The organism is Pseudomonas sp. TH32 (assembly GCF_016650855.1).
In the GTDB taxonomy this organism is placed as follows: Bacteria; Pseudomonadota; Gammaproteobacteria; order Pseudomonadales; family Pseudomonadaceae; genus Aquipseudomonas.
This window is the reverse complement of record NZ_JAEKFA010000002.1, coordinates 3,613,259-3,626,297: the sequence shown is the minus strand read 5'-3', so window position 1 is coordinate 3,626,297 and position 13,039 is coordinate 3,613,259. Positions and strand designations below refer to the sequence as shown.

Sequence of the window (13,039 nt, the reverse complement as noted above, 5' to 3'; positions counted from 1 at the left end):
TCCTTCCAGAATTTGATAGGTTGCCATGAACCGCCTTGAATCCATGTCCATCTTCGTTGCCGTGGTTGATGCGGGCAGCCTGACCGCTGCGGCGCGGCGCCTCGACATGCCGCTGGCCAGCGTCAGCCGCAAGGTGGCCGAACTGGAAACGCACCTGAAGACCCGCCTGCTGCACCGCACCACGCGCCAGCTGTCGTTGACCGATGCCGGCGCCTCCTACCTCGACGCGTGCCGGCGCATTCTTGAAGACATCAGCGAGGCCGAGCGCGCGGCCACTGGGGAATATTCCCAGCCTCGGGGCGAGTTGGTGGTCACCGCGCCTGTGGTATTCGGACGGCTGCACATCGTGCCGGTGGTGGCGGAATTCCTGGCGCAGTACCCGGAGATCGACATCAATCTGATCCTCACCGACCGCGTCGTGCACCTGATGGAAGAACACTGCGACGTGGCCGTGCGGATTGGCGAGCTGCCCGACAGCTCGCTCAAGGCCATGCAAGTGGGCGCGGTGCGGCGCGTGGTGTGTGCCAGCCCGGCTTACCTGGCCGCTCGCGGCGTTCCGGCTGAGCCTCAGGACTTGGCAGGGCATGACTGCATCACCTTTGAAGTGCTGGCGTCGCAAGGGGCGTGGGGGTTTGGCGCGGGTAAAACCGGGGTCTCGATACCGGTGCATTCGCGGTTGTCGGTGAACACCGCAGAAGCGGCGATTGCGGCGGCGACATTGGGGGTCGGGGTGATTCGGGTATTGTCGTATCAGGTGGCGGATGCGCTGCGGGAAGAGGCACTGGCGGTGGTGCTTGAAGCATTCGAGTCGACGCCATTGCCCATTAGTTTGGTGCACAAAGGGCAGTCACCGTTGCCGCTGAAGTTGCGCGCGTTTCTGGATTTTGTGATGCCGCGGTTGCGAGCGCGCACCGCCCAATAACACCGACGAATTTGGGCCTGATGAAGATCAAAATGTGGGAGCTGGCTTGCTGTGGTGAGGGGGCTTGTCCCCCGTCGGGTTCACTACAGATTGATGGGGCTGCTTCGCAGCCCAGCGCGGGGCAAGCCCGCTCACCACAGCAAGCCCGCTCCCACATTGGATTTATGTTGCCAGTTGGATTTCGGTTTTGATCAGGCCACCGGGCACTCTCGATCCAGCGCTCTATCCACCAACAACAATCCCAGCTCCAGCAACTGCTGCATCGCCAATATCAGGCTGCGGTCTTTGCCATCAATGTTTTCGGAAAGGTCCAACGCCATTGCATTGGCAGACTGGAGTGTTTCGTAGGCGTTGCTCAGCAGTGCTTCCTTTTCAACGTTGGCTGATACGGTGAACAGACTGAAGTGGTTTTTTTGATTGGTGGACGCTTTGGTTTCGGCGGGTTTCAGGTAGTGATCGATAGCCCGCTGGGCGGCGTCCTGAAGCTTGGTTTTTTCAGACTTGGAGCCAGACGTTTCTGGCGGATTGGGCGTGACTTTGTACATGCAATGACTCTCCATTCAATTGGAGCTCACCACATCTGCGACCAAGCAGGAGGGTGGCGAGCTGTACGCAGGTTGGTCGACCAGGGAATGGAAACCCGGCAGGGCCAGGGCCCTCCCACGCACAGCTCGCCATAAAGCGAACACGATAATGCCGCTTGCGCGGCACTGTGCGCCATTCTAACCCGGGCGACCAAACCCGATCGCTGATGAGCAGCGACTTGGAAAGGCTAGCGGCGAGTTAAGGCTGCTGCAAGCCATAGAGATCGTAGGAAAAATCACCGATCTACCGGGATCTTGATTATTCCTGAAGCGATACTTCGGCAAGACGCGGCTTTAGAAACTCCAGGGCATCTTTAAACACCTGATGCCACTCTTCTGACGGTTCGCTCGCTAGTGAGTGCCAGAAGAACTGGAATTCATGGCCTCCATCATCTTCTGTGAAATGAGTCCAGGTATCTGGCAGCTCTTGCGCGACCTGGCATTGGTGAAAGGCCCATGTATGCCCCGTGGACGCTGAGTGCCAAGTGCCCAGGTCACGTATCACCTTGCCGGTTATCCCGGCTTCTTCCTGTAATTCCCGAATCGCAGCTGCGTCGGTGCTTTCGCCAGGCTCCACACTGCCCTTGACCAGTTGAAGGCCGGCCAGTGGGTGTTTGAATGCGAGGATTTCCAGCGATTGACGGGTTCGCAGAACGACCGGACATGCCTTGTCTTTTCCCATTACGTTTCCCTCTTGCACCTATTCGCAGCCAGCTATTGCACCACAGTCCGGCACATTTTCAATGCCGGGTGAAGACCTTGTGGCGAGGGAGCTTGCTCCCGCTGGACTGCGCAGCAGGCCCAAGTCAGCCACCTCGGTCGGTACATCCGACAGACCGTGTCACCCGGGTTTGGGGCCGCTTTGCAGCCCAGCGAGAGCAAGCTCCCTCGCCACAGGTTAGGTATTCAGCGTCAGCTCCAACGTTTCATCAAACCTTCATCAAACGGTTTTACTCCAGTCATGTGCAAGTCATAGGGCTGACACAGCCCGCGCCTACTGTCGTTTGAACTCAAACGCAGCCACGGACGGCTGTTCAACCAGACAGAGAAGCCCATGACTCCAGCTATCCATGTCGATCATCTGAACAAGACCTTTGCGAAGAAGTCCGCACTGGTCGACCTCGAACTCACCGTGGCCACCGGTGAGATGGTCGCGCTGATTGGCGCTTCCGGCTCCGGCAAGTCCACCTTGCTGCGCCACCTCGCGGGCCTGGCCTGTTGCGACAAGAGCAACGGCGGCAGCGTCAAGGTGCTGGGCCGGGAAGTGCAGGCCAGCGGCCGGTTGAATGGCAAGGTGCGGCGCCTGCGCTCCGACATCGGCTATATCTTCCAGCAGTTCAACCTGGTCAATCGCCTGAGTGTGCTCGACAACGTGCTGCTCGGTTGCCTGGGCCGCATGCCGCGCTGGCGCGGCAACCTCGGTTTGTTCAATGCCGAGGAAAAACAGTTCGCCATGGAATCCCTGGCCCGCGTCGGCCTGGCAGACCTCGCCGCACAACGCGCCTCGACCTTGTCCGGCGGCCAGCAGCAGCGCGTGGCGATCGCCCGCGCCCTGACCCAGCGCGCCGAAGTGATCCTCGCCGATGAGCCCATCGCCTCGCTCGACCCGGAATCGGCTCGCAAGGTCATGGAGATCCTCGCCGACATCAATGGCCGCGACGGCAAGACCGTGGTGGTCACCCTGCACCAGGTGGATTACGCCATGCGTTATTGCCCCCGAGCCGTGGCGCTCAAGGGCGGGCGGATTCATTTCGACGGCCACGCAAGTGAGCTGAGCAGCCAGTTCCTCAATGATTTGTACGGTGCCGATGTCGACACCAGCCTGATGTTTTCCGACCAGACCCGCACACCCGTCGTCCCCGCACGGTTGGCCCTGGCCCGCGCTTGAAACCCCAATAACGACCCACAGGAATCCTCTCCATGTTGAACCGTATCGGTCATGTGTTTCTGTCCGCAGTCCTGCTAGCCAGCGTGGCCATGGGCAATGCCCAGGCCGCCGACAAGGCGATCAATTTCGGCATCATGTCCACCGAGTCTTCGCAGAACCTCAAGAGCATCTGGCAGCCATTTTTGGATGACATGCACAAGAAGACCGGCCTCACCATCAACGCCACCTTCGCCTCCGACTACGCCGGCCTGATCCAGGGCATGCGCTTCAACAAGGTCGACGTTGCCTGGCTGGGCAACAAGGCGGCGATGGAAGCGGTGGACCGCTCCAACGGCGAAATCTTCGCCCAGACCGCCGCCGCCAACGGTGCCGCCGGTTACTGGAGCGTGCTGATCGTGCGCAAGGACAGCCCGATCAACAACGTCGATGACATGCTCAAGAACGCCAAGAACCTGACCTTCGGCAACGGTGACCCGAACTCCACCTCGGGCTACCTGGTACCCGGCTACTACGTGTTCGCCAAGAACCACGTCGACGCTGCCACCGCCTTCAAACGCACCCTCAACTCCAGCCATGAAGTCAACGCACTGAGCGTGGCCAAAGGGCAGTTGGACGTCGCCACCTTCAACACTGAAAGCTGGGACCGCCTGGAAGTCACCCAGCCGGACAAGGCCGCCATGCTCAAAGTGATCTGGAAATCGCCGCTGATCCCTGCCGACCCGATGGTGTGGAGCAAGGCCCTGAGCGACAGCGAGAAAACCAAGATCCGCGATTTCTTCGCCAACTACGGTGACACCGACGAAGAGAAGGCCGTGCTGAAGAACATGCAACTGGGCAAGTTCCTCAAGTCCAGCGACGACCAACTGCTGCCGATCCGCCAACTGGAGCTGTTCAAGCAGCGCACCACCATCAGCGCCGACGACCACCTGGAAGCCGCCGACAAGGCCAAGAAACTCGCCGACATCGACGCCGACCTCGCCAAGCTGCAAGAGCGCATCACCGAACTGGACAAGAAGACCGCAGCCAACGGCTAACCCCTGTAGGCGCGGGCTTGTGTGGGAGCCGGGCTTGCCCGCGATGCAGGCAACTCGGTCTGACAGTAAAACCGAGTCGATCCTATCGCGGGCAAGCCCGGCTCCCACATAAGCCTTGCCCGCACACTTATTGAGAGTGACCCATGACTACCTTGCATGCTGAAGCAGTGGGCAAAAGGACTTGGCCGCAATACCTGGGCTGGGGCCTGTTCCTGGTCCTGCTGGCCTGGGCCTGGCACGGCGCCGAAATGAACCCGCTGGCGCTGTACCGCGACTCCGGAAACATGGCGACCTTCGCCGCCGACTTCTTCCCGCCGGACTTCCACGAATGGCGCTCCTACCTCAAGGAGATGATCGTCACCGTGCAGATCGCCCTCTGGGGCACGGTGCTGGCGATTGTCTGCTCGGTGCCGCTGGGCATTCTGTGCGCCGAGAACATCACGCCCTGGTGGATTCACCAGCCGTTGCGCCGAGTGATGGATGCGTTCCGGTCGATCAACGAAATGGTCTTCGCGATGTTGTTTGTGGTCGCGGTCGGCCTCGGTCCTTTTGCCGGTGTCCTTGCCTTGTGGATCAGCACCACCGGCGTCCTCGCCAAGCTGTTTGCCGAAGCCGTCGAAGCCATCGACCCCGGCCCCGTTGAAGGCGTCCGAGCCACCGGCGCCAGTGCCTTGCAAGAGGTGATCTACGGCGTGATCCCGCAAGTGATGCCGCTGTGGGTGTCCTACGCGCTCTACCGTTTCGAGGCCAACGTGCGTTCGGCGACGGTGGTGGGGATGGTCGGTGCCGGCGGTATCGGCGTGATCCTGTGGGAGAACATTCGCGCCTTTCAGTTCGTGCAGACCTGCGCGGTGCTGCTGGTGATCATCGTGGTGGTGAGCTGTATCGACGTGCTGTCCCAACGCCTGCGCAAGCAGTTCATCTGACGACGGAGGGGTGCCCTTGGGCGCTTTTTTTTAAGCATGCAGTTGTCTAGACAAGATGAGCCGGTGTACCGCGAACTCGCCGATATCCTGCGCCGTGAACTGAGCAGTTATCACGCCGGGGACTTCCTGCCGGGCGAGGTGCAATTGGCCGAACGCTTTGGCGTGAACCGCCACACCCTGCGCCGCGCCATCGACGAGCTGGTGTTCGAAGGCAGCCTTTTGCGCCGCCAGGGCAAGGGCACCCAAGTGCTCGACCGCCCGCTGATTTACCCGATGGGCGCCGAGACCTCCTACAGCCAGTCGTTGTCGGCCCAGGGCGTAGGCGTGGAAGCGCTGTTGCTCAAGCGCCGCTACTGCTTCGCCAGTCGCGACGAGGCGCAACAACTGGGCATCGCCGAGATGGCGCCGATGATCGAGCTGCAAACCCTGCGCAAGCTCGACCACCAGCCGGTCAGCCTGATCCGCCACCGCTACTGCGCCAGCCATGCGCCGCTGCTGGCGGACTACAACGGCGGCTCGCTGCGCCACTACCTGCGTGAACGCGACATGCCGTTGACCCGCACCCAAAGCCTGATCGGCGCGCGGTTGCCCAACCGCGACGAAGCCGCGCTGCTGATGATGCCCCGGCATTTGCCGGCGCTCACCGTATTTACCCTTTCCCGCGATCGCGACGGCCGCCCGGTGGAGCTGGCGCAGTCCACCAGCCGTTCGGATCGCTTCCAGTACCAAGTGGTGACCTGATGGAGACCCTGATGAACCTGTCCCCGCGTCAACACTGGATCGGCGTGCTCGCCCGCGCCTTTCGCAGTGAATTGCTGCCCCATGAAGACGCCCTGCGCGACGTGGATTACCAACTGATCCGCGCCCCGGAAATCGGCATGACCCTGGTGCGTGGCCGCATGGGCGGCAATGGCGCGCCGTTCAACGTCGGCGAAATGAGCGTGACCCGTTGCGTGGTGCGCCTGGCCGACGGCCGCACCGGCTACAGCTACCTGGCCGGGCGCGACAAGGTCCACGCCGAATTGGCGGCCCTGGCGGATGCGCATTTGCAGGGCGCGCACCCGAGTCTCTGGCTCAGCGATCTGATCCGCTCACTGGCCAACGCGCAGGCCGCACGCCGGGCGCAAAAAGAGGCCGATACCGCCGCCACCAAGGTCGAGTTTTTCACCCTGGTTCGAGGAGAAAACTGATGAATGCCCAACGCTTGCAACCGGCGTTTGTAGACCCGGTGCTGGACGCCCAGCGCGGTTTTCGCGGGGCCCTCAAGGCCCTCGCCGAGCCCGGTTTGATCCAGTCCTTGCCCGCTGCCCCCAGCCTTGAAGGCCTGGCGCCGGCCACCTATGCGCTGTGCCTGGCGTTGCTGGATACGGACACGCCGCTGTGGCTGGCGCCGAGTTTCGACACGCCGCTGATTCGCGCCAACCTGGCCTTCCACTGCGGCTGCCCGCTGACCGCCAACCGTGAAGAGGCCGCGTTCGCCTTGCTCGGTGAGCAGGACCTGCTCGACCTCGGCGGCTTCGACCACGGCAATGATCGCTACCCCGATCAGTCCTGCACCTTGCTGGTCCAGTTGACCGACCTGGAAGCCGGTCGCGCCTTGAACTGGTGCGGGCCAGGAATCAAGACCCAGCGTCAGGTCAACCTGCCGGTGCCCCAGGCCTTCTGGCTGGAACGCCAGCGCCGCGAGACGTTTCCCCGTGGCCTGGACGTGTTGTTCGCCGCCGGCCATCACCTGATCGGCCTGCCCCGCAGTACCCGAATTGCACAGGAGCGTGCCTGATGTACGTAGCCGTCAAGGGTGGCGAACAGGCCATCGACAATGCCCACCGTCTGCTGGCAAAAAAACGCCGGGGCGATACGTCTGTTCCTGAGCTCAGCGTGGAGCAGATCCGCGAGCAACTGCCCCTGGCGGTCGCCCGGGTGATGAGCGAGGGCTCGCTGTACGACACCGAACTGGCCGCGCTGGCGATCAAGCAAGCGGCGGGGGACCTGGTGGAAGCGATCTTCCTGCTGCGGGCCTACCGCACCACGTTGCCGCGCTTCAGCCCGAGCCTGCCGATCGATACCGCGCAGATGTCCCTGAGCCGGCGTTTGTCGGCGACGTTCAAGGACGTGCCGGGCGGGCAACTGCTGGGCCCGACCTTCGACTACACCCATCGCCTGCTGGACTTCGCGCTGCTGGCCGAAGGTGAATACCCGGGCCCGCACACCACGCCGGATGCGACCCTGGAGGCGTGCCCGAGAGTCCTGGGTTTGCTGGCCAAGGAAGGCCTGATCAAGAACGAATCCGACGACAGCGGCAGCGTCGCCGACATCACCCGCGATCCGCTGGAATACCCGGCCAACCGGGCCCAGCGCCTGCAAGCCCTGGCCCGTGGTGATGAAGGTTTCCTGCTGGCGCTGGGTTACTCCACCCAGCGCGGTTACGGCCGCAACCACCCGTTCGCCGGCGAGATTCGCATCGGTGAGGTCGAGGTGTGGATCGACCCGCAAGAGCTGGGTTTCCCGGTCTGCCTGGGCAGCATCGAAGTCACCGAGTGCGAGATGGTCAACCAGTTCGTCGGTTCGGCGACCGAGCTGGCGCAGTTCACCCGCGGCTACGGTTTGGCGTTCGGGCATGCCGAGCGCAAGGCCATGGGCATGGCCCTGGTGGACCGCTCGCTGCGGGCCAGCGAGTTCAACGAAGAGATCGTCTCGCCGGCCCAGCAGGAAGAGTTCGTGTTGTCTCACTGCGACAACGTCGAAGCGGCGGGCTTCGTGTCCCACCTCAAATTGCCTCACTACGTGGACTTCCAGTCCGAGCTGGAACTGATCCGCAAACTGCGCCAACCGGCCGAGGGCACCCGCCATGAATGACCTGACTCAAACGCCTGCGCGCGACCCGGCGTACAACTTCGCCTACCTCGACGAGCAGACCAAACGCATGATCCGCCGCGCCTTGCTCAAGGCCGTGGCGATCCCCGGTTACCAGGTGCCGTTTGGTGGTCGCGAGATGCCGCTGCCTTACGGCTGGGGCACCGGCGGCATGCAACTGACCGCCGCGATTCTGGGGGCCGATGATGTGCTCAAGGTCATCGACCAGGGCGCCGACGACACCACCAACGCCGTGTCGATCCGCCGCTTTTTTGCGCGCACGGCGGGGGTTGCCACCACCGAAAGCACCCCGGACGCCACGGTGATCCAGACCCGCCACCGCATCCCGGAAACCCCGTTGCAGGCCGACCAGATCATGGTCTACCAGGTGCCGATCCCGGAGCCGCTGCGCTTTATCGAACCGTCGGAAACCGAGACCCGCACCATGCACGCCCTCAATGATTACGGGGTGATGCACGTAAAGCTCTACGAAGACATCGCCACCTTCGGCCATATCGCCACCAGCTACGCCTACCCGGTGATGGTGGACGAGCGCTACGTGATGGACCCATCGCCGATCCCGAAATTCGACAACCCGAAACTCGACATGAGCCCGGCGCTGATGCTGTTCGGTGCCGGTCGCGAAAAGCGCCTGTACGCGGTGCCGCCGTACACCCAGGTCACCAGCCTGGACTTCGAAGACCACCCGTTCGAAGTGCAGAAGTGGGAGCACAACTGCGCCATCTGCGGCAGCCATGAATCGTTCCTCGATGAGCTGATTCTGGACGACGCCGGTACCCAGAGTTTTGTGTGTTCCGACACCTGGTATTGCGCCCAGCGGGTCAAGGAGAACAACCAGTGAGCCAGCCTTTGCTACACGTACGTGACCTGTCTTTGCTCTACGGCCCGGAGAAGGGTTGCCAGGACGTCAGCTTCGATTTGTACCCCGGCGAAGTGCTGGGGATTGTCGGCGAATCCGGCTCGGGTAAATCCACCTTGCTCTCGTTGCTCAGCGGGCGTTTGCCGCCGCAGGCCGGGAACATCGGCTATCGCGGCAAGGACGGCGAATGGCTGGATCTGTACAGCGCCAGCGAAGCTGAACGCCGCACCTTGCTACGCACCGAATGGGGCTTTGTCGAGCAAAACCCACGGGATGGCTTGCGCATGGGCGTCTCGGCCGGCGCCAACATCGGCGAGCGCCTGATGGCCCAGGGCGTACGCAATTACCAGCAACTGCGCGGTGCCGGTCTGGACTGGCTGGGCCAGGTGGAAATCGATCCGCAGCGCATCGACGACTTGCCCCGGACCTTCTCCGGCGGCATGCAACAGCGCCTGCAAATCGCCCGCAACCTCGTCTCCAGCCCGCGCCTGGTTTTTATGGACGAACCCACCGGCGGCCTGGACGTGTCGGTGCAAGCGCGCTTGCTCGACCTGTTGCGCGGCCTCGTGCGCGAGCTGGATTTGGCCGTGGTGATCGTAACCCACGACCTCGCCGTGGCGCGTCTGCTGGCCGACCGCTTGATGGTGATGCGCCGTTCGCGGGTGGTGGAATCCGGGCTGACGGACCAGATCCTCGACGATCCGCAGCACCCTTACTCTCAACTGCTGGTGTCTTCGGTATTGCAGCCATGACGAATGCCTTGATCGAGGTCCGTGACCTCTCGAAAACCTTCACCTTGCACCAGCAGAACGGCGTGGTGCTGAACGTGCTGCGCGGGGTGGAATTCAGTGTGAAGGGCGGTGAGTGCCTGGTGCTGCACGGCCAGTCCGGCGCCGGTAAAAGCACGTTGCTGCGTACCCTGTACGGCAACTATCTGCCGGCGGGCGGCAGCATCCGTGTGCAGCATGCCGGTGAGTGGCTGGAGCTGGTCGGTGCCGAGCCCCGGGACATTCTGCAGGTACGCCAGCAGACCCTGGGCTACGTCAGCCAGTTTCTGCGGGTGATCCCGCGTGTGGCTTGCCTGGACGTGGTGATGGAGCCAGCCCTGGCCCGTGGCTGGTCGAAGGCCAATGCCCAGTCGCGCGCCGAACACCTGCTGACGCGCCTGAACATCCCTCAACGCCTGTGGCAGTTGGCGCCCGGCACGTTCTCCGGTGGCGAGCAGCAACGAGTCAACATCGCCCGCGGCTTCATGGTGGCCTGGCCGGTGATGCTGCTGGACGAACCCACCGCGTCCCTCGATGACAGCAACCGCCAGGTGGTGCTGGAACTGATGAACGAAGCCAAGGCCGCCGGTGCTGCATTGATCGGCATCTTCCACGACCGCGCCGCCCGTGAAGCGGTCGCCGACCGCCATTTCGACATGACCCCCGCGCCTGTTGCCCAAGAGGAATACGCCCATGCCCGCTGAACAGATCCTCAGTAATGCCCAGCTGGTGACGGCTGACCGCATGTTCCTTGGCAGCGTGGTGCTGCGTGACGGGCTGATCGTCGACATCGCCGAAGGCCGCAGCCAACTGCCCCAGGCCCAGGACCTGGGCGGTGATTTCCTGCTGCCGGGTCTTGTGGAATTGCACACCGACAACCTGGAAAAACACATGACCCCGCGTCCCGGCGTGGACTGGCCGTCCACCTCGGCGGTGCTCAGCCATGATGCGCAGATCATCGCGGCCGGCATCACCACGGTGTTCGACGCGGTGTCCATCGGCGATGTGAATCCCAAGGGCAACCGCATGAAAAAACTGCCGGCGATGCTCGATGCCATCGCCTCGGCAGAAGGCGCCGGCCTGACCCGCGCCGAACACCACCTGCACCTGCGTTGCGAGCTGTGCCACCCGGACACGTTGAGCGTGTTCCGCGACCTGGTGGAAAACCCGCTGGTGCGCCTGGTGTCGGTGATGGACCATTCGCCGGGCCAGCGCCAGTTCGTGCTCGAATCCAAGTACCGTGAGTACTACATGGGCAAGTACCACCTCAACGACGAGACCATGGATGCATTCATCGTGCTGCAAATGGCCAACTCCAGGGAGTACAGCGACCGTTACCGTGCGGCGATCGTCGAGCATTGCCTGGCGCGCGGGCTGTCGGTGGCCAGTCATGACGACGCGACGTTGGCGCATGTCGAGGAGTCGGCGCGCTACGGCATGACCATCGCGGAGTTCCCCACGACCCTGGAAGCCGCCCGTGGCTGCCAGGCGCTGAGCATGAAAGTGCTGATGGGCGCGCCGAACGTGGTGCGTGGCGGGTCCCACTCGGGTAATGTGGCCGCCGCCGGCCTGGCTGCCGAGGGATTGCTGGATATACTTTCCAGTGACTACTACCCGGCCAGCCTGCTGCAGGCGGCGTTCGTGCTGGCCGATCAGCAGGACGGCGGCGATCTTTCCCGGGCGGTGAAGATGATCAGCCTGGCGCCGGCACACGCCGCGGGCCTGGACGATCGCGGCGAAATCGCCCTGGGCCTGCGGGCCGACCTGGTGCAAGCGAAAAAAGCCGCGACGGACTGCCCGTGGTCCAACAAGTCTGGCGACAAGCGAAGAGGGTGTTTTGATGGCGGGCAGGTTGATCTATCTCATCGGACCATCGGGTTCGGGCAAGGACAGCCTGCTGGATGCCGCACGACCGCGTTTGGCCGAGCGTGGCTGCCGGATTGTGCGGCGGGTCATCACCCGCTCGGCAGAAGCGGTGGGCGAAGCCGCGCAGGGTGTGAGCCCGGCGCAGTTTGCCGCGATGGAGGCCGAGGGCGCGTTTGCCCTCTGCTGGCATGCCAACGGGTTGTCCTATGGCATCCCCCGGGAGATTGATGAGTGGCTGGCGGCGGGGCACGACGTGCTGGTCAACGGCTCTCGCGGGCATCTGGCGCAGAGCCGGCTGCGTTACCCGAACCTGCTGGTGGTGTTGCTGACGGTGGACCAGGCGGTGTTGCGCCAGCGCTTGTTGGCGCGGGGCCGCGAATCCCTGGACGATATCGATCAGCGGCTGGCGCGCAATGCGCGATTCGCCGAGGGCTTGAGCAGTGCACCGGACGTGTTCCTGCTCGACAACTCCGGCCAGTTGGAACACACGGTCGAGCGCCTGCTTCGCTGCCTCGACGGGCAATCCGCATGCGCCTGACGCTGCTGGGCACCGGCGATGCACGGCAAGTCCCGGTGTATGGCTGCGAGTGCGCCGCTTGTGGTCTGGCCCGCAGTGACGAGAGCCTGCGGCGCCGCCCGTGCAGCGCGTTGATCGAGTGCGGCGACCAGCGCTGGTTGATCGACAGCGGCTTGCCCGACCTCACCGAACGCTTCCCGCCGCGCAGTTTCAACGGGATTTTCCAGACTCACTACCATGCCGATCACGCCCAAGGCCTGCTGCACTTGCGCTGGGGTCAGGGCCTGGTGATTCCGGTGCATGGGCCGGTGGATGCGCAAGGTTTGTCCGACCTGTACAAGCACCCCGGCATCCTGGATTTCAGCCAGCCGTTTGGCGAGTTTGAAACCCGCCGGTTTGGTGAACTGAGCGTCACCGCGTTGCCGCTGCTGCATTCCAAACCCACCCTGGGTTATCTGCTGGAAGGCGAAGGGCGGCGCATTGCCTACCTCACCGACACCGTCGGCCTGCCACCCGCCACCCGTGACTGGCTGCAACGCGAACCGCTGGATGTGCTGGTGCTCGACTGCTCCATGCCGCCCCAGCCGCAGGCGCCCCGTAATCACAATGATTTGACGCTGGCGTTGCAGTGCATTGAGGACGTCGGCGCCGAGTTGGGCGTGCTGACCCATGTGGGGCATACGCTGGATGCGTGGCTGATGCAGCACCGGCGCGAGTTGCCCCGCAACGTCACCGTGGGCTGGGATGGCAGGGTGATTTAACCCAACTCTTGAACTCGCCGCAGATCCAATGTGGGAGCCCG

Annotated in this window: 15 protein-coding genes and 1 pseudogene; 14 read left to right on the top strand and 2 right to left on the bottom strand. The window is 63.3% G+C overall.

Annotation, left to right across the window (positions count from 1 at the left end; all coding sequences use genetic code 11):
• The first annotated feature begins 25 nt into the window (after positions 1–25).
• On the top strand, positions 26–922 hold the full coding sequence (locus JFV30_RS20070; RefSeq protein WP_201125013.1) for a LysR family transcriptional regulator: 897 nt from the start codon (positions 26–28) through the stop codon (positions 920–922).
• Positions 923–1,113: 191 nt separating this feature from the next.
• Here JFV30_RS20070 and JFV30_RS20065 read toward each other — a convergent pair whose 3' ends face one another.
• Together JFV30_RS20065 and JFV30_RS20060 are read right to left on the bottom strand one after the other, a co-directional pair.
• Positions 1,114–1,467, bottom strand: coding sequence for a DUF6124 family protein (locus JFV30_RS20065; RefSeq protein ID WP_201125012.1), 354 nt, complete (start codon positions 1,465–1,467; stop codon positions 1,114–1,116).
• A gap of 298 nt (positions 1,468–1,765) precedes the next feature.
• Positions 1,766–2,188: an NUDIX hydrolase gene (locus tag JFV30_RS20060; protein ID WP_201125011.1), complete on the bottom strand. Its 423-nt coding sequence runs from the start codon at positions 2,186–2,188 to the stop codon at positions 1,766–1,768.
• Between the two features lie 372 nt (positions 2,189–2,560).
• On the opposite strand from JFV30_RS20060, the gene phnC reads away from it, so the two are divergent.
• From phnC to phnP, 13 genes and pseudogenes are all read left to right on the top strand, one after another.
• Positions 2,561–3,394, top strand: a complete 834-nt coding sequence (gene phnC / locus JFV30_RS20055) for a phosphonate ABC transporter ATP-binding protein (RefSeq protein WP_201125010.1) — start codon at positions 2,561–2,563, stop codon at positions 3,392–3,394.
• Positions 3,395–3,426: 32 nt separating this feature from the next.
• Positions 3,427–4,428 (top strand): phosphonate ABC transporter substrate-binding protein, encoded by a 1,002-nt coding sequence (phnD, locus tag JFV30_RS20050; RefSeq protein WP_169385943.1) that lies wholly within the window; start codon positions 3,427–3,429, stop codon positions 4,426–4,428.
• Positions 4,429–4,571: 143 nt separating this feature from the next.
• Positions 4,572–5,354 (top strand): phosphonate ABC transporter, permease protein PhnE, encoded by a 783-nt coding sequence (phnE, locus tag JFV30_RS20045; protein WP_010166166.1) that lies wholly within the window; start codon positions 4,572–4,574, stop codon positions 5,352–5,354.
• Between the two features lie 36 nt (positions 5,355–5,390).
• Positions 5,391–6,095, top strand: coding sequence for a phosphonate metabolism transcriptional regulator PhnF (gene phnF, locus JFV30_RS20040; protein ID WP_201125009.1), 705 nt, complete (start codon positions 5,391–5,393; stop codon positions 6,093–6,095).
• 11 nt (positions 6,096–6,106) lie between these two features.
• On the top strand, positions 6,107–6,544 hold the full coding sequence (phnG, locus tag JFV30_RS20035) for a phosphonate C-P lyase system protein PhnG (protein ID WP_201125008.1): 438 nt from the start codon (positions 6,107–6,109) through the stop codon (positions 6,542–6,544).
• Entirely contained in the window at positions 6,544–7,134 is a 591-nt protein-coding gene (gene phnH / locus JFV30_RS20030) for a phosphonate C-P lyase system protein PhnH (RefSeq protein WP_201125007.1), read from the top strand. The genes phnG and phnH overlap by 1 nt, the downstream gene beginning before the upstream one ends.
• The gene (locus JFV30_RS20025) at positions 7,134–8,210 is read left to right on the top strand and encodes a carbon-phosphorus lyase complex subunit PhnI (RefSeq protein WP_169385940.1); all 1,077 of its coding nucleotides are present in this window, start codon (positions 7,134–7,136) and stop codon (positions 8,208–8,210) included. Before phnH ends, JFV30_RS20025 begins: the two co-directional genes overlap by 1 nt.
• Positions 8,203–9,069 carry an alpha-D-ribose 1-methylphosphonate 5-phosphate C-P-lyase PhnJ gene (locus tag JFV30_RS20020; RefSeq protein WP_010166177.1) on the top strand — a complete coding sequence of 289 codons (867 nt, stop codon included), beginning with the start codon at positions 8,203–8,205 and terminating at the stop codon, positions 9,067–9,069. The genes JFV30_RS20025 and JFV30_RS20020 overlap by 8 nt, the downstream gene beginning before the upstream one ends.
• Positions 9,030–9,839 (top strand): phosphonate C-P lyase system protein PhnK, encoded by an 810-nt coding sequence (gene phnK, locus JFV30_RS20015; RefSeq protein ID WP_085989900.1) that lies wholly within the window; start codon positions 9,030–9,032, stop codon positions 9,837–9,839. The genes JFV30_RS20020 and phnK overlap by 40 nt, the downstream gene beginning before the upstream one ends.
• The gene (phnL, locus tag JFV30_RS20010) at positions 9,836–10,558 is read left to right on the top strand and encodes a phosphonate C-P lyase system protein PhnL (protein ID WP_169385938.1); all 723 of its coding nucleotides are present in this window, start codon (positions 9,836–9,838) and stop codon (positions 10,556–10,558) included. The genes phnK and phnL overlap by 4 nt, the downstream gene beginning before the upstream one ends.
• Positions 10,548–11,695, top strand: a pseudogene (locus tag JFV30_RS20005) (alpha-D-ribose 1-methylphosphonate 5-triphosphate diphosphatase). Before phnL ends, JFV30_RS20005 begins: the two are co-directional and overlap by 11 nt.
• Entirely contained in the window at positions 11,695–12,258 is a 564-nt protein-coding gene (gene phnN / locus JFV30_RS20000; RefSeq protein ID WP_201125006.1) for a phosphonate metabolism protein/1,5-bisphosphokinase (PRPP-forming) PhnN, read from the top strand. Before JFV30_RS20005 ends, phnN begins: the two are co-directional and overlap by 1 nt.
• A complete protein-coding gene (phnP, locus tag JFV30_RS19995; RefSeq protein WP_169385935.1) occupies positions 12,249–12,998 on the top strand; it encodes a phosphonate metabolism protein PhnP in 750 nt (249 codons plus the stop codon). Before phnN ends, phnP begins: the two co-directional genes overlap by 10 nt.
• The last annotated feature ends 41 nt before the right edge of the window (positions 12,999–13,039 follow it).